Source organism: Paenibacillus sp. OV219 (assembly GCF_900110075.1).
In the GTDB taxonomy this organism is placed as follows: domain Bacteria; phylum Bacillota; class Bacilli; order Paenibacillales; family Paenibacillaceae; genus Paenibacillus_Z.
The window spans coordinates 75350-93427 of record NZ_FOCJ01000004.1; the positions used below are offsets into that span (position 1 = coordinate 75350).

The 18078-nt window shown below is 52.6% G+C and carries 7 protein-coding genes; all 7 read right to left on the minus strand.

All coding sequences use genetic code 11. From position 1 onward, the window contains the following. Positions 1–21 precede the first annotated feature (21 nt). Entirely contained in the window at positions 22–1185 is a 1164-nt protein-coding gene (locus BMY11_RS12190; protein WP_256217429.1) for a GT-D fold domain-containing protein, read from the minus strand. After that, positions 1182–1904, minus strand: coding sequence for a sugar phosphate nucleotidyltransferase (locus BMY11_RS12195; protein WP_090575916.1), 723 nt, complete (start codon positions 1902–1904; stop codon positions 1182–1184). Before BMY11_RS12195 ends, BMY11_RS12190 begins: the two co-directional genes overlap by 4 nt. 24 nt (positions 1905–1928) lie before the next feature. Then, positions 1929–2678: a glycosyltransferase family 2 protein gene (locus BMY11_RS12200; RefSeq protein WP_090575919.1), complete on the minus strand. Its 750-nt coding sequence runs from the start codon at positions 2676–2678 to the stop codon at positions 1929–1931. Beyond that, on the minus strand, positions 2678–3745 hold the full coding sequence (locus tag BMY11_RS12205; RefSeq protein ID WP_090575921.1) for a glycosyltransferase: 1068 nt from the start codon (positions 3743–3745) through the stop codon (positions 2678–2680). Before BMY11_RS12205 ends, BMY11_RS12200 begins: the two co-directional genes overlap by 1 nt. 8 nt (positions 3746–3753) lie before the next feature. Next, positions 3754–4893 carry a glycosyltransferase family 2 protein gene (locus tag BMY11_RS12210; protein WP_256217430.1) on the minus strand — a complete coding sequence of 380 codons (1140 nt, stop codon included), beginning with the start codon at positions 4891–4893 and terminating at the stop codon, positions 3754–3756. A 238-nt stretch (positions 4894–5131) separates the two neighbouring features. Further along, entirely contained in the window at positions 5132–11260 is a 6129-nt protein-coding gene (locus tag BMY11_RS12215; RefSeq protein WP_177182609.1) for a WIAG-tail domain, read from the minus strand. 142 nt (positions 11261–11402) lie between these two features. Beyond that, the gene (locus tag BMY11_RS12220) at positions 11403–18056 is read right to left on the minus strand and encodes a LamG domain-containing protein (RefSeq protein ID WP_143069254.1); all 6654 of its coding nucleotides are present in this window, start codon (positions 18054–18056) and stop codon (positions 11403–11405) included. Positions 18057–18078: the final 22 nt, after the last annotated feature.

Below are 18078 nucleotides of genomic sequence, written 5' to 3' on the forward strand. Positions count from 1 at the left end.
ACGCTCCTGTTCTTTCGCCGGTTACAAGGTCAGCTGTCCTTTCACGATAGAGTCCGCCATATGGCCAAAATCAAGCGCGACCCTGCCGAGCTCATTCGCAATACGCGTACATATGATGACTGCCGGAATGCCTGCAGATACGAGTGCAAGGTCGAAATGTACCCCGTGTGCCTCTTGCACGACGCGATCCACATCTTTGACGCCTCGCACCGGTGTAATCATGCCGGAGATGGTGCACCCGTGCTGAGCCAGCACATGCACAAGCGCCGGCGCGGTGTTGCCGATAACGAGCAGATTCTTGCCTGCGAGCAGACGGCTAAGCAGACCGGATTGCTGCAGCGCATAGTTCACGGTCGAGCTCGTGAGTCTGAGTTGGCCAAGGTCGATATGGTTCGCGCGTAACACAGCATGCAGCAGCGGGTGAAAATGCTTCCTCCGCGACTGGGGCACACCGACGATTCCTGCTCCTCGAATCGCTTGCACGAGCTGTTCGCGCGCCTCAAGATCCGGTGGAACGACGCCAGCGTAAGGAAGAAAGGTACCTTCGCGGCTAATCGTGTCAGCATCGTAAACAACGTCCTGCGCGAGTGTGAGCAGCTCACCATCGCCAAGCCGAACGATCGAACATGGTCTGCGTTCATGGATTGCCTGCTCCATCTCCCCGTACACCTCATGCACGCCGAGCAGCGGCAAGCACCTCGGAACTAGTTGGGAGGCACCTAGCGCAATGACCTCCTGCAGGCTGATTTCCGGCAGCAGTAGCTGAAGGGGCAGCGCTTGTTCGAGCATATGCTCGCCGCCTTCATACTTGCCAAGCTCATAGCCAGCCGAGAACGCATTGTCGTGATATTGCCGATGTTCAGCAGGCGGATGCGTAATCGTTGGCGTCTTCCGTCTGCGCCTGTTCAGTCTTCCACCAAGGGGACGCTTCCTGCCGCCTATTCTTCGCTTCGCGCCTTGCAGGCGAGGCCTTGTAATCGGGCGAGTTACGGATGAAGTGGGCTTTCGTTTGAATATCGGTTTCTGCACGGCTCCTACTCCTGCTCCTGAGGTGGATTTTATCGGTGTATCTGTCGATTGAGATTGGGCTTTGCTTGTCGTTACAGACGGCTGCCTGACTTTGGTCAGCAGCACGCGGTTCGCGCTTATCGTCATGCCGGAGCCTACACGCGAGCCTCTGCTCATGGCTCATCCCCCATCATTTTGATCGCTGCTTCATGGAGCGACTGGAATGTACCGGCATCTGTCCACCAGCCGGTCAAATGGCGGTATTCGAGCTTTCCTTTGCTGGCGTACACATTGTTCACATCGGTTATTTCCAGCTCGCCACGCTGCGATGGCGACTGTGTCGCAATGAATGCAAACACGCTGCTGTCATACATATAAATGCCTGTCACACAGCTGTTTGTCTGCGGGTTTGGCGGCTTCTCTTCGATGTACGTAATGCGCCCGCTCTCGTCAAACACCGGAACTCCATAGCGCTCCGGGTCTGGTACCTGCTTGAGCAGCACCATTGCACCGTCTTGCTGCTGCGTGAACGCATCCAAATGCGATCGCAGCGATTCCTCATACAAATTGTCGCCGAGCAGCACGACGAATTTGGATTCATCCCCAATATACGACTGAGAGAGCGTCAGCGCTTGTGCGATTCCGCCCGCTTCTTCTTGAATTCGATAAGTAAGGGACACGCCGTACTCCTGGCCGCTTCCGAGGAAAGCCGTAAACATTCCCGCTGCATGACGGCTCGTAACGAGCATGATGTCTGTTATTCCTGCTTCCTTGAGGCTGTTAATGCTGTAACAAATCATGGGAAGCTTCCCGACCGGAAGCAAATGTTTGTTGAGCAGCCTCGTCAGCGGCAACAGTCTGGTTCCCGTTCCGCCTGCCAAGATGACAGCTTTCAAATCCATGACCTCCTTAAGTAACTGTTACAAGAACGTCGCAGGGTCCACCTGCCATTTTGCAATAAACAGGCTCCGGTTCCGCTCAACGAGCTGCTGCAGCTCCTTCGGATCCTTCCGCTTGAAGCTGACGCTTCCTTTGTGATGAACGAACACATCCTTGCACATGAGCAAATTGTAGCCGTGCATCCGTGCTCGCAAGCTGTAGTCGTCGTCCTCGTAGTGGCCTGGCGAGAACCGTTCGTCCAGCTCGCCAATCCGCTCGTATAGGCTGCGTTTGAACAGCAAGCAGAAGCCGACAAGCCGGTACATCGGATCCGCCATCCCCGCTTCCCTGACTAACGCCTCCGCAGCTGCAAGGTGGAACTCCTCCATTGTCGTGAATGGGTACTCGACCTGCTGCCTGCCGCTCACGTAATTCGTCACAGGACCGACTATTCCGATATCTTCGCGCGCGTTCAGCGTCCGCAGCAAAGCCGGCAGCCAGCCCGCCGATACGGTGACATCGTTGTTGAGCAGCATGAGGAACTCGCCGCTCGCAATACGCAGCCCCATATTGCACGCAGCCGGAAAGCCGATGTTCCTAGGCAATGACAGGCAGAGGACACCTACCTCCATGCACCAGCTGCATGTGCCGTCACTTGATCCGTTATCGACCACGATCACTTCATAAGGTGTGAGCGTTCGGTCGGTATACTGCCAAATGGCGTAGATCGCTTCCTTCAGCAGTGCAAGGCCGTTGAAGGTAGGAATGATGATGCTCGTTACTCCATTCATCACTGAGCGCCTCCTGCCGCGCTGCGGCACCTGGAATGATCCGGCATCGTAAGCCTTGCGCCTTTCAGCTTCATTGCAGCTCGCAGCGCTTCAATGTGGTCTCCGAATACAACCTGCTTCGACTCCTGTGTGTGGCTGAGACTCAATGGCGACCATGCTGGCGAGCTCTTGCCGTTTGTACGCTTCATAATGGAGCAGGCTTGAACCCGAAGTCTCTGCTGAAGGGCGATTACATGAGCAAGCGGCGGGACGGCGAGTGTCTTCACTCCGACTGACTCTATCGCGGCTCTCGACCATGCGTGCGGCAGTAGCCCCACGGAGCTTACACCTAGCTCTTGACGACCCAGCGACCAATTTACGAAAGCTCTCACGCGCATGAGATCATCCCACTCCCGGAACGGGCCAAGCCGCGATGCGTAGCTGACCAGCGCGACATCCGCCCCCGCCTGGGCAGCCGCCAGCAGCTGCGCCAGCTTCTCTGCTTCAATAAGCTGCGCGGCGTCGGCGAACAGCACGATATCCGCTCGCGTCATTCTTGCTCCGACAGCGCGCCAAACATCAGCTCCAATCGCTTCCCCAGGATTCAAAATCTTAATCTCCGGAAGCGCCCTGAGTTCCGCAAACTGTGTCTCGCTCGCGCCTTCCTGCACGACAATGATCTCCGTGAGCGGCAGCCGCAGCAGCTGCTTGATGCTGGCCGGAATTGCATCCGCCCCTGCGCGCACGACTGCCGCAGCGCTCCTCGTAAGCGGTGCTGGCTGCCACCCTCCGTTTGCGTTTGGCAGCCCGAGTGCGGCGGCGAATCCGCTGGCGAACGCGCGGCCCTCCTGCATTCTTTTGCCCGACGTCGCAGCTGTAAGCTCCTTCGCCATACATCTTCTCGTCCAACGCTCGTTCATGCGGAGCTTCGCTTCATGATTGCTTAGGCCTCCGCCTTCGTTTTGCTTCAGCGCTATGCCTTCTCCATAACCGGCAGTGTACGCAGCATGATGCGAGCCGCCCGAAGACTTGCCTGGTCGTCTCCCTCTTCCGCTGCTAATCGCGCGTTTGCTCTTACCAGATCGCATCAATGCCATCACCTCGCCAGTTCACGTTTTCGCATTGCATCCACATAGCCGCCGCGCTCATCCGTTTGCTTCGCGAGCCAATCAATGGCCTCCAGATGATCGCCGACGATGAGAAACTCCAGCGGATTCAACCGTTCCCGTTTCGCCCGCGGCAGGTTCAGCTTCCCTACGTTGATTCGTTTGACCGGAATCACCGCTAGTCCCTGCTGCACCGCTTTCGTATGGGCAAGCGGCGGAATTGCCAGCGCGTCCGTTCCGATAGCGGCAAGCGCACGGCGACTCAGCGCATGGGGCACAGCCGTCATGGACGTTCCCTTCAGATCTGGCCTGCCTAGCATCGCGTTCAATGCATGCTTGGCGAGAACAACGCTGTGTACGTTCGCCTTGTTCGTCGGACCTGAATAGTTGTTGAGCGCCACATCGACCCCATCCCGCAAAATCGCATTCATATAAGGCCGCAGCTCCGAAGCGCGGATGACCATGTCGCCGTCAATAAACAGCAGCACCTGACCTCTTGCTGCCGCTGCGCCTACACTTCGTCCCACATCGTGGCCGAGCGGCTTCTCGAACTGGATGACCCGGGCTCCTTTGCGTTTGGCAACCGCAGCCGACCCGTCAGTAGATCCGTTAATGACGACGATCACTTCGCTGCTCGGATGAACTAGCTTTGCTTGTTCGATTACGCGGCTAATGGTACGGCGCTCGTTCATGACAGGAATGATAACCGACACGACAGGTAAATCAGCTGCTCGAGCTTCGATTGGCAGCAACACTGGCATTTCCATCGCAGGCGGCGTATTAAATGCTGCTCGCATCGTGTCTTTAACGAGCGACTTGCGGGAGTTAGTGCGAACTGATACTGAAGCTTGCAACTTATGCGATCGTTTTTTCGAGGCAGATGTTGATGCTAGTGCCGGTGCGGTTTTGGCAGCGGCCCGTGCGGTCTTACTGCTCGTGCGGCGAAGAGCGGTTTTCCGCTGCATGCTCTTCACGCTCGCTCTGCTGGCAGCTTGTGCAGGTGATGATGGCGATGAAGCTTTCCGGCTTCCCGTCAGGTTAGCTGGATCAGTGCCAATCGGAAGTGGCCGCTTTGGCGAGAGGAACATCCCTTTATGAGTGTGCAAGCCGGCTTTTACGATAGGCTTCATGGACACCTTCACCTCTTGTTAAACTGTCTTTTTACCACATAGTGTATGGCTAGTTGAGAGTAAGAGGAACGGCTGTTGTACGTCAAGGCGTACGCCTCGCTTCTTGTTTGTTCATATAAATCGACATGGAATCTAGTAATTATTCTATTGATGGCAGGTAGCATTGCGCGAAAATCAAAAAGCCGGAGCAGCTCTTTTTGAGAGCTCTCCGGCTTGTTATTATGCGGTATTCAGTTGTCTAGTGGCCGATAGCAATCCAGTTCACGAGACCGATTGGTTCCGGGGTAATCCGCGTACGCACAATCGTTATTTGTACGGCTGCGGCTGTTTTGGTCTTAATGACCGCAAAGCAGGAAGGCTGATCCGTCGTAGCGACAAACACGTATGAAGGGCTGCTAAACGGCTGATCGAAGCCGATCGTAATATCGAGCAGCTCTCCCATGCTGCCTTGGAAATTGTACGGTGCAAGGCCAAACTGCTGGATGACCGGCGCTTGGCGCTTCACCGTCGTCACAGGTGTAAAGCCGAGCTTCTCTGCACCGATGCTGCCATCCTTCAAAGCCGAGGTGTCGAATCCAGTGCTTGCGGGAGCAACAGGAGCAGGAATTGCATTTGGCGCCAGATGTGCTGCTGTAATGGAGCCTAGCGCAATCTTATCTCCAGTGACTGCTCCGTTAGCGAGCTTGCTCGCGGTTACTGAGTTGTCAGCGAGCTTCTCCGTGCTGACTGAACCCTCGAGCAGCTTATCCTTGCCGACCGAGCCATATGCCAGTTTACTTCCGGTTACCTCGCCGTCGCCGAGCTTGCTTGCCGTTACCGAGCCGTCGATCAGCTTCTCGCTGCCGACTGAACCATCTGCCAGCTTGCTTGCTCCTACCACTCCGTCGCTAAGTTTGCTCGCTGTCACCGATCCGTCGATTAGCTTTTCACTGCCGACTGAACCATCAGCCAACTTGCTTGCTCCTACCACTCCGTCGCTAAGTTTGCTTGCCGTTACCGAGCCGTCGATCAGCTTCTCGCTGCCGACTGAACCATCAGCCAGTTTACTTGCTCCTACCACTCCGTCGCCGAGCTTGCTTGCCGTTACCGAGCCGTCGACCAACTTCTCGCTGCCGACTGAACCATCTGCCAGCTTGCTTGCTCCTACCACTCCGTCGCTAAGCTTGCTCGCTGTCACCGATCCGTCGAGCAGTTTTTCGCTGCCTACCGAACCGTCTGCCAGCTTACTTGCTCCTATCACGCCTTCGCCGAGCTTGCTCGCTGATACCGATCCGTCGATCAGCTTCTCGCTGCTCACCGAGCCATCCGCTAGCTTGCTTGCATCTACTACTCCGTCGCCGAGCTTGCTCGCTGTTATCGATCCGTCGATCAGCTTCTCGCTGCCCACCGAACCATCCGCTAGCTTGCTTGCTCCTACTACGAAGTCGCCGAGCTTGCTCGCTGTTATCGATCCGTCGATCAGCTTCTCGCTGCCCACCGAACCATCCGCTAGCTTGCTTGCTCCTACTACGCAGTCACCGAGCTTGCTCGCTGTTACCGAGCCGTCGATCAGCTTCGCGCTACCGACCGATCCATCTGCCAGCTTGCTTGCTCCTACTACGAAGTCGCCGAGCTTGCTCGCTGTTACCGAGCCGTCGATCAGCTTCGCACTACCGACCGATCCATCTGCCAGCTTGCTTGCTCCTACTACGCCTTCGCCGAGCTTGCTCGCTGTTACCGATCCGTCGATCAGCTTCGCGCTACCGACCGATCCATCTGCCAGCTTGCTTGCTCCTACTACACCTTCGCCGAGCTTGCTCGCTGTTACCGAGCCGTCGATCAGCTTCGCGCTACTGACCGATCCATCTGCCAGCTTGCTTGCTCCTACTACGCCTTCGCCCAGCTTGCTCGCTGTTACCGAGCCGTCGATCAGCTTCGCGCTACCGACCGATCCATCTGCCAGCTTGCTTGCTCCTACTACGCCTTCGCCGAGCTTGCTCGCTGTTACCGAGCCGTCGATCAATTTGTCGCTGCTAATTGAACAGTCGACCAGCTTCGCGCTGTCAACAGAACCATCTGCCAGCTTGCTTGCCACGACTGCGCCGTCCGCAATTTTGCTGGACTGCACTGCGCTTTCCGCGAGCTTGCTCGCCTGTACCGCACCGTTTGCCAGCTTACTCTCCGTTACGCTGCCGTCGACCAGTTCTAGCTGCTCTTGCTCGAGCAGTCCCGGTGCCAGCTTATCTGCTGTAATAGCTCCGTCTGCCAAAGCTTCCGTACCTACTGCGCCAAAAGCCAGCTTCTCTCCGGTTATTGCACCGTTACACAATACGATGCTTTCGATCGATCCCGGTATAAAATGTGCTGTCGTCAACGAACGAGCAGCGATCTTGCTAAGCGTAACCGCACCGTTCTGCAAGCTGTTCTCGCCAACGGCTCCAGGTGCCAGCTTCGTACCAGTAATAACACCGTCGCCCAGCTTATTCGTTATAATCGCGCCATCGCCGATTGCTTCGCTGCCCACCGAGCCCGGAAGGATATGGCCCGCCCCGATCGCTCTTGCAGCTAATTTCACAGCTGTCACTGCGCCATCTTGCAGATGCTGCTCGCCAATTGCTCCGCCTGCCAGCTTCGCACCGTCAACGACGCCATCGCGCAATGCTTCTGCACCTACAGCGCCAACCGCCAGCTTCGCGCTCACAACCGAACCATCGCGCAGTGCTTCCTTGCCAACCGCACCTGCTGCCAGCTTCGAGCTGTCCACCGCGCCGCCCCGCAGCGCGTCGGTTCCGACAGCTCCGCTTGCCAGCTTCGTGCCAATGACCGCGCCATCGCGCAGCGCTTCTTTGCCGACCGCTCCATCCGCCAGCTTCGCGCTGACGACTGAGCCATCGCGCAGCGCTTCGGCCCCAACTGCTCCGCTCGCTAGCTTCGCACTTACAACCGCGCCGTCGCGCAGCGCTTCCGCGCCAACCGCGCCTGCCGCCAGCTTCGCGCTGACAACTGCGCCGTCGCCGAGCGCTTCTGCGCCAACAGCTCCGCTTGCCAGCTTCGCACTGCCAACAACGCCTTCACCGAGTGCTTCTGCGCCAACCGCTCCTGCCGCCAGCTTCGAGCTGACGACAACGCCATCGCCAAGCGCTTCAACGCCAACGGCTCCGTTTGCCAGCTTGCTGTTCGTAACTGCTCCATCTGCAATCGCTTCGCTGCCAACGGAACTGGAAGTCAGGTGCGCTGCCGTAATGGACTTCGATGCGATTTTGCCAAGAGTGACCGCACCGTTCTGCAGATGCTTCTCGCCGACAGCGCCTGTGCCAAGCGCTTCCGATCCGACTGCACCGCTCGCCAGCTTCGCGCTGTTAACCCCTCCATCACTCAGCAGGTCGCTGCCCACGGTACCCCGTTTGATTTTGCTGCCATGAATGATGCTGTCCGGCGCTTTCTCAAACGTATAGAACTCCGATGCCAGATGCGCCTGCGTAATGGAGCCTTTGCGAATGTGATAGCCTTGGATCGACTCTGCCTTCATATGTTTGCCCGCAATGGTCTCGAGCTGAATATGGTCGCCATTGATCGCCAGCTGCGCAAGCTTGCCGCTCGTTACCGCTTCATTGGTCAACTGATCGGTGCCAACCGACTCGTCGGTCAAATGAATCTGCATCACGCTGTCGACTTTCAAATGATTGCTGCCCACTGACGACTCAGCCAAATGATTCGTGTCGATCGAAGCTGCCGCTACATGCTGGCTGCGAATCGCAGATGGCTCAATAACTCGTGAACCGACGGATTCATTTTGCAAATGATAGCTTGCTACACTGCCTTCAGCCAGCTTCGAGGAGGTCACCGAATCATTGCCAAGATGCACCTCATGCACGCTCACCGGCGCTAAATGCACGCCGTAGATCGACTGCTCTGCCAAATGCTGGCTGCCAACCGCTTCGTTCGCCAAATGACTGCCGTTCACCGAGCCTGCTGCTAGCTTCTCACTCGTCACAGAACCGGAGGCAAGCGAATTGCTACCGATAACGCTGCCAGCCAGATGCCTCTCGCCAACTGCGCCGCTCGCGATATGATCGCCATCCACAACACCTTTCGTCAGGTGCTTGCGTGTAATCGTCCCAGGAGCAAGCTGATCACTTGTTACTGAACCATTCACGATCTTCGCCGTTGTTACGCTGCTGTCAGCCAGCTTGCTCGAAGTAACTGCACAATCGGTCAGCTTATCCGTCGACACGCTCTCTGGAGACAGCTTCACCGAGTTGACAATATGGTCTGCCAAGTGGTGAGAATAGATCGCACCTGCTGCCAAATGCCGCTCCGTGACTGAGCCGCTCGCGAGCTTGATGGATTTGACCGCCCCGTCTTGCAGCGCACTCGTTTCGATAGCCCCTTCGCTCAGGTGCGAAGCGTCGATAAGGCCCGGCTGCAAATGCACAGCCCCTACTGCTTCCGGCGAAATCGCTTCCTCCGTCACTGCTCCTGGTGACAAGTGGAAAGCACGAATCGCTTCAGGTGAGATTTTGTCAAAGGTGATGGACTCATCAGCGATATGCTTCGTCTGAATCGCCAGCTCGCCAATCTTCGTGCTGCTTACACTTCCATCGGCGAGCTTGCGCTCGATTACCGATGCGTCAGCCAGCTGCACTTGCCCTACCGCCGCGCCGCTAATATGAACTTGCTTTACGGCTTGCGGAGCAATCTTCTGGTCCGTGACGGCATTCGCAGAAAGATGGGCGACTTCAATACTATCTGCAATCAGCTGTCTGGAGCCGACCGAATTCTCTTTCATGTGGCGCTCTTCGATCACATCGCTAATGATTTTGTCGCCGCTAATTGTCAGCCTGCTGAGATGCTTGCCATGAACCGCATCATCGGTCAGCTTGCTTGTTGTAATGCTTTGATCTGCTATCTTGGAGGATGTTACCGCCTGGTCGATGAGTTTAATTGTCGAGATCGAGAAGTCGGACAGCTTTGGCGTCGTAATCGCTTGATCACGCAAATGCGTCGTTACGATTTCTCCATCTGTAACATGCTGTGTTCTAACGGCTCCGGCCTTTATTTCCGCCGATCCGACCGCCCCTTGCGCGAGAATTTCCGTTGTTACGCTTCCGGCCTGGAGCTCCCTCGTTCCTACCGCGCCCTCGACTAGATGCTCTGCTGTTATTTCGCCGAGTGCCAGATGCTTTCCCCGCAGCACGCCAGAAGAGACATGCTCTGCGAGCAGCAACCCTGGCTGCAGATGGCCGGATTCAATCGCGCCGCTGCTAATTTTCTCGCTAGTTATGGAGCCATCTCTCAGCTTGGATCGTGTTACGGAGCCTTCGGCAAGCTTCGAAGTCGAAACCGCTTCATTGGCAATGTTCTCCGTACGAATTGCAGCGCTTCTCAGTTTACCTGACGTAATGGATTGATCATCTAGCAGTTCTGTTGTCACGATCATCGGCTTAAGATGCTTCGTTTCAATCGAACCCTCGGCAAGCTTATCCGCGCTAATGGTACGGTCTGCCAGCTTCTCGGATGTAATGCTGTTATCGCGCAGCTTCTCGCTGGTAATGGAGCGGTCGCGGATCTTCGCACCAGATATCGCATTCTTCACGAGGTGATCGCTCGTAACGGATTCCGAAGCGAGCTTCGAGGAGGTGATTGCGCCATCGGCTATTTTAATGCTTTCGACGGCAAAATCAGCAATCGTCTGTGTGATTACATTGCCAGGCTTAATGCGCGAGGAATCTACTGCGCTATGAGCCAGCTTCTCAGTCGTAATCGCATCATCCGCGATATCATCGGTGTGTATGAACGGTAGTGGTGAATCTGGCATGCGCTTCTCTTCGAGCATGACTTCTTTCTTGATGAGCTCCTGCTGAAGCAGCTCTTCCATGTATACCGTGTGGAGCTCTTCTTCCTGTTTCTTGGCTTCAAGGACCGTTGTATCTTCTGGAGTTTCTTGAGCTGCTTGAGTTACTTGATTTGCTTCAGTTGCGTCAGCTGCTTCTGCTTGCTTTGGTGCTTGCTTTGGTGCTTGCTTAGGTGCTTGCTGTGGCGCTTGTTCCACCACAGCTTCTGCAGCTGGCTCTGGTTTCGCTTCCACTGCTTCTACCGTTGACGTGCTAACCGCCTCAAAAGAGACTGTCGCCGCTTCAGCTGCCGGCTGCTGCACAACTTCTGTTTCTTGATTGTGCTGTTCTTCTACAGACACTTCTTGCTCCAATGCCGACGCTGCCCCATTCACCTGCACCGGCTTCTTGTCAGCTGTACCCGCTTTCGCCGGTGTAGCTGGTTTCTTCTTCTTCAATTCCTCGAGCCATTTTAACTCCGATGCGTTCGGATTATCCACGTAAAATAACGGCTTACGCCCTTTGGGGCCTTTTCCTTTGCTGCTCTTCGCCATAGCCCTCTCCTTCTTCCACCTCAATGTCATAGACATCATATGCATTCACCCATGGGCAGGTCACACAACCGCTATGTCAAAATATGTCCGCAAACAGAAAAACTGCCCCAACAGGAGGCAGTTTACTAATATTTATCCTTTTTTATTGCCTGCGATGAACACCGACCGTCTGCTGAATATTTCCAGCGATGACAATCGTCACAGGCGTCAGCTTCACCATGCCGTTACTGTAAATGGCTTTGAACATAAAAGTTAGCGGACCTTCAGGCAGCTTCTCAAAATCCGCCTCCCACATCTCCCCGCTCCAGCTCGTATGCGCGGAGTTCGCAGCAGTCAGGTTTACCGTTACTCCATTCATCGTCACCTTCACTTCATCGGCAACCGTAGCTGTGCCCGCGTCCGTTGTACTGGCGCTCAGCATGAACCGCTCCCCCGCCCAGAAGACCTGATAAGCTCGCGGATTGTTCTCATCTCCGGAAGCTTTCTTGTTGCTCTCCTTGCGGCGTTGATCCCATTGCTCCGTGTGCTTGACTTGCCCGCTAACGGAAAGGGGCAGCACAATAAGGAGCTTGTTCACTGTAACTAGCGGCGCTTTTCCATCAGTGACAGTCATCTGGACGGTATACGAGCCTACGAGTTGCCCTTTGAAGGTTGGACCAGTTGTTGTATAGGGATAACTGTCCGCAAAAGCAAAGCTTTGCTTGGCCCCAGATTGGTCCGTGACTAGATAGGTAACTGTCAGTGGATCATGATCAGGATCATCAATTGACGGTAGCAATGTAATATTGTCGCCTTCATAGATCGGCTTCGGCTTCCAATCGAGTTCAGCTGTCGGAGGCCGGTTCGTCTCGATATAGAAATACTTCGGATCGCTATACTCGCTCCAGTCGTAGCCGTCGAATACGCGGACAATGGCATACATATTGACCTTCTCCGGCAGATCAGCACCAGGCGTCCAGAACTGATCGTCCAAGTATTTGGTGCCGGACTGATACTCCAGCACGCCCCCGTAGCGGTAAATCTTCATCTCATACTGAGTTTGTCGATCGCCATCGCTATCAGCGTAGTTCCACTTAAATGTTGGCCGAAGCAAGGTCAGCTTCGTCGGATTGCCCTGGTCCGTGCTATCCGGAATGTAAAAGTCCGAGCTTGGGATCTGGTTTACGATGCTCACTTGCTGACTGTACGGTGCCGTAGCGCCTTCCGAGTCTTGAACGACTTGCCGGATCGTGAACAACCCCATTGTGTTAAAGGCTTTATCCCAGCTCGTGCGTGAATTGCTAGCAAACACTTCGGCGCTGCCGGTTGTTTCGTTTATAATGTAATACTCATGCGCCAGGTTCGTCCGATCGCCGTCTTCTTTATCGTAAGCTTCCGAATCAATGGTAATGACCTCGCCACGGTAAGCACTCTCAGCGCTCATCGTGAAGCCTGGCACTGGTGGTGTATTCGGAGCTGGGAGCGCAGCGATAGTCAGATTCACGACCGTGTACTCCGACCATGCGCCGTATTCGTCGCGCACAGCCATACCTACCTCGTACGTACCTACTTCCTTCGGATTGACGAGCTTCTTATCTACATAGTCGCCGCTAGGGGTAATATAGTAGAATCGCTTCTCCATGATTCCTTTTGTGGCCTTGTAATCAATTCCCGTATCCTCCGTCGAGTAATCGGTCGAGGTCACATAACGGTCTGGATCACGACTGCGATCCGTCCAAATAACGGTATTGTCCGAGCTAATCGCAAGATTAAAGTCCGAAATCGGCCTACGATGAACGGTGATCTTCTTCGTAAACGTATTGGACAATTTGCGGTAATCATCAAACGTGTCATCAGGCGATAAGTAATCCGGATTTGGATCATCCTTCGCCCGTAGCCCTACGACATAATCCCCGACTTTATCAAATTTCAGCTGCGCGTTGCTGAACGTCTTTCCATTCAGATCGGATACACCTTGGTTATGAATAAAGCGCGGTGTATGCTTCACGCTCCACGTATACTTTCCGTCAGTCGGCGGGTCGCCTTCCGGATCATTAAACACGATATTGCTGTATTCCGCCTCTGCTGAAGCATAGGTTCCTGATTCATCTAAGATCGCGTACTGATCTGACCAGATGTTCATTTCGCTCGCCTGCTTCACAGAGATCCCCCAAAAGTTTACGTTCGCTTTATCGGAATACGGGCCGAAGCGTCCGGAAGCAAATGAACTGTCCTGAACCTCAATAATTGGAACTTTATTCAGGAATACCGTTAGCTCTTTCCCGATGGCCTTGATCTTAAAGACCGCGTTAGTGTCCGCCTTGAACGGATACGCCGCGCTGCCGAGTACGGTTCGAGTACCACCCACGTATTTAACGAGCTTAACATCAATGGCTGAACCCTCTACTGCGTACCGATTGTCCAGATCCTGCACGCGGAATGAAAATCCATAGTCCTGATTGTCATAGGTCGTTGACGCCATCTTCATGGAGAAGTTCAACTCCGCATCCGCGTACTCGTCCTTGGAAACAAAGTGGCCTAAGCGGAATCGCTCCGGAATCGTTTCCGTAGAAGGCGTCGCCATCTGTAGGAGCCACATATCCAGCTCGCTCTCAATTGAGTATCCGTTGTTAACTATATGTCGCAAGGATACATAGAGTCCGTCACCAATATACATCACATATTGATTATTCGTTGTGTTTATGTAAACCGAATAACTATTGGCCTCATCGTAAGAAGTAAAACTACTGCCTCCTAAATAAGGATAAACTCTCGTTTTATTTGTATTACCTAATGAAGTGCGATAGCCATCGATTGTCATCACTTCCGACTTCCTCGTCGCTTTTCGAGGAACGACAGACCCGTCGGGAAGAATCGAGAAATCGGCAGACGTTGAATTAAGTGAATATTGCCCCGTAACATTTAGCACGCTTCCTGAATCTAAATTTACGGTTTCCTGAAACACTTTACATGTACTAGAGTCTTTCTTATCGTAACTTCTTGCAATCAACTCTCCTGCAGCCGAATTTACTATGAGTACAGGAAATGAATCTATCTTAGAGGATAATGCACTACAGAATGTTTCTACGGGTTGTTTACCGCTAAGATCCGCCCTCCAAACCAAATCCAAATTGGAATTGTACTTCAGAATGGATGTGTTTTGATTTCCAGTTGTGCATGTTTCATACCCATAGAAGTTCCCTTGCCCGTCCGAATAGATGGAAGATGAATCGAGTGTACAAGTCGGATAGTTCGGTCTCGCAGCAATTGGTTTGCTCTGCACGAGTTCCGCGTTCCGATTAAACTCATATGCTTTTCCCTTCGCAAAGACGACTACATTATCATTCTTTTTAAAACTAGCATAGTAGGTTGTGCTCCGCCCACTTACACTTAAAGTCGTCTTCTTATCCCATCCATGAAGAGTAGCCTTGCTGACTAGCTCACCAGTAAATGCATCGTACGTATACACATCATTGGATAAGAAAACATACAGCGTTCGATCTCCGAGCTCAAAGCTGGATATTTTGCTATCGCTCAAAATGAAGTCGTACGGCGATCCCCCCGTATAGGACCAGGTGGTAGATAAAAGTTCGTCCGTTCTTTTTGCTTTAGTGATTTTAGACTTGTTCATCGCATAAATATCACTGCCGTTTTTGAAGTAGAAATAAGTTCCGTTTGTACGCAAGACGGGAACAGTGGTTGTTACTGCCATGTTATATCTTTTATCGAGTACCGGCTGAGACATAGTTTGTCCTTTTCCTGAGCGATAAGGGGAGAATCCATTCGCACCATATCCAAAGTCAAAGCCAGGCTCGACCATTAATTGATCGTACTCCACGTTATAATAGGTTTCTTCGTAACTGTGTACATACTGATGCTCGGATTGCTTTCCAAGTCCACCTTCCAGCGTCCCATTTCGGATGGTCCAGTTTACCTTGGGATTCCAAATTCTGTTCTTGGAATTCATGTCGAACAGGTCCCACGTATCGAGAATGTCCTGAGCAGGATAGCTCTTCGGTAAATTCAGATCCGGCTGCGGATTTTTTCCTTCAAGATCAAATGATACCTCCGGTGCAAGATTCGAAACGTTCAGCGTATTGGATAACGCCGTCCATCCGGACGTATCTCCGGTCATCCCATAGTCTTCAGTCACTTTTACATAGAAGAGATATCTGCCGACCTTGTTCGGAATGAATGTCAGCTCATCAAGTGTACCCGTAAGGTCTTGCCAATCATTATCATAGAAGCCATTTTGGTTCGCATCGTACTTGTACTTGTACTCGGCTTTGACAATTTTATCGCCGTCCGGGCTCGTGGAGAGATTCGGAATGGTCACCGTTTCGCCCCGCAGCCCCACACTTGGTACAAGAAGTTTCGCAATTGGCGGCAGATCCGGCTTCACGACGATTGTACAGCGATCAGAATCAACTGATTTAAGTCCCTTATTGTCATAGACATCCAAGCTCACGATCGCATTTATGTTTGCATTCGTGAAATTCTCGTAGGTCGTGTTCTTATTGGACCACTCGTCTCTGCTGTGATCAATCGTACGACCCGACACAGGACTACGGCTGCGACTCGCACTAAACTTCGTCATATCGACCGGGTGATTCGCTGTAACCACCGTAGGACAATCAATAACCGGAATGGGGTTTAACGGAACAACTTTGATATAGGTACAGGCTGTAGCCGTTGCACCAAATGTATCCCTCATCATCCCACATACCGAGTGATAGCCAAGCGTGTCCATCACAAAAGCGTGCTGACCATCCGCGTACTCAGAACTCTTCGAAGGAATAGACTGGACGAAATCATTGCCGTTCATAAAATCAAAGCCCATGAACGTAATCGTATCCCCGTCCGGATCGGTAGGCGTAGGAACATCTGGATCGTTAATATAAATCAAATCGAGCATCGTATTCACAAGAACCTCATGTATTGGGTTCTTGTTATCATAGGGATACACAAACCCGATCTGAAACTCTGGCGGGTTATTATTTGTCGGTCCGGTTACATTGAGCCCCTTTGGCCCGATCCACTCTGATGTGCCGCAATTCGTGACGATTTTCATCGAGACATCATGGCTGCCGATGCCGATATTCCACGGATAGTCACTATAGGGATAATTCGAATCCGTGTTCATACCTGTTATAGCGCCACTTTGCCACGATGTCCCATCACGCTCGATTTTGTAGTAATGGTACTGATAGACACAGCCATTCAACGAAAAATCTTTAGGATGTAGTTTAAAAGAGTCCTTGTAGGCAATATTCGACGGAACGACATCAAAGTCTCCCGTAAATTTGGCCGGTTTCTCATAGAAAAAGGAGACAAAGCCTTTATCATTATTGGTTGCACTCAGATAAACCGATTGACTCTGATTCGGAGTCTGCAAATCAGAAAAGTTCACATAAGACAAGTTACTGCCCGTAAAGTTACCATACTGGCTATCATAGCTGTAAGGCTTGTTAAACGGCAACGCGCTAACATCTTCTACGATGAGATTCACTTGCTTATACACGCCTGATGGACCTTCCCTTACCATATGCCGGATCTGCACCTGGCCAGCGACATTCTTTTCATAATAGAAGGTGATGTAGGCTTCCTTCTGTGAAGTCGTAAGGTTGACCGTCTGTTGATCTCCAGATCCTTGATAGTCAATATAAGTGACGTACGATAGATTGCTACCATTAATTTTCCCGTACTGACTGTCAGCCTTGTATGGCGTTGTATTTGTAAAAGGTAAAGTAGCTATTGGTAATAGTTCTTCATTGGCCTGTGTGTACGTGCCAGTCGGTCCGTTCCTCACCATATGCCGGACGTGGACTTCACCCTTATGAGCAAGCATATAATAGAAGTTCAGATAAACGATATTCCCATAGGTTTCGACGCTATACGTGCCGAAGTTGTATTCCGAAGGAGGCGAAACCTTGGGATTCGATGTAGGATCTCCCGCGTTAGTTGCCTTCTTATAGCCGGTGTATGTATAATCTGAACCCGCGTTTGGTTCATCGTGCGTAAAGGACTGATAGGATTGACCGTCGTTGAGCACTTGTTCCCGATCGAGTAGACCGGCTACTTTATTCAGCGATTTACCATCCTCGTCGTAATGCTTAATGACGATCTTCCCAATTCGTGTGTAGTAGTAATTCACGCGGTATGTATCGAACGAACCATCATACGTGATACTCGGTGTTCCGATCTGATAAGCGGTTGAGGTCGGATCCGTACCGTTGGTTGTCTTTTTATATTTTCCTGCATAGACGTAGTTTGAGTTTGTTCCAGGTACCGGCGGATAGGTGGAGCCTACAGTCATCGTGCCAGTCTTGCTCGGGATAATATCATCAATAGAATTGCCATCGGTCGTGAAGTTGTGGACTTCGTAGGTTGGTGGGACCTCGATGGTTGCCTGGAATGTTACAGTAACTGGAACGGGATAAATCATAGATGGACTAGTTCCGCATTTATTAGAGGCAAATCCGTAGACGCCTTTACCTGAAAATCCAGAAATCGTTACCTCATTGTACTCAATTTTTGGAGCGCCTTTGATTGCAGGATCAGCTGATTGCTGCATAGAAACAGAAATGGGCACAGGATTATTTACTTGACTGTATGTGTAAACATTACCGTTCATATCTTCCCATTTCGTATCTGTTGGAACCGATATGCCAGCCGACGTGTGAACAAACTTTTTAGCAGGCTCGCCACCATTATCAGGAGAAGTTTGAACACCATCAATTGTGCTATCTGTACTCCAATGACCATCTAAATGTTGGCACCAATAGTAACCTGGGTCAACGTTTTTGGTCGTTGTCACCTTCCGAGTTGATGCTTCAGCG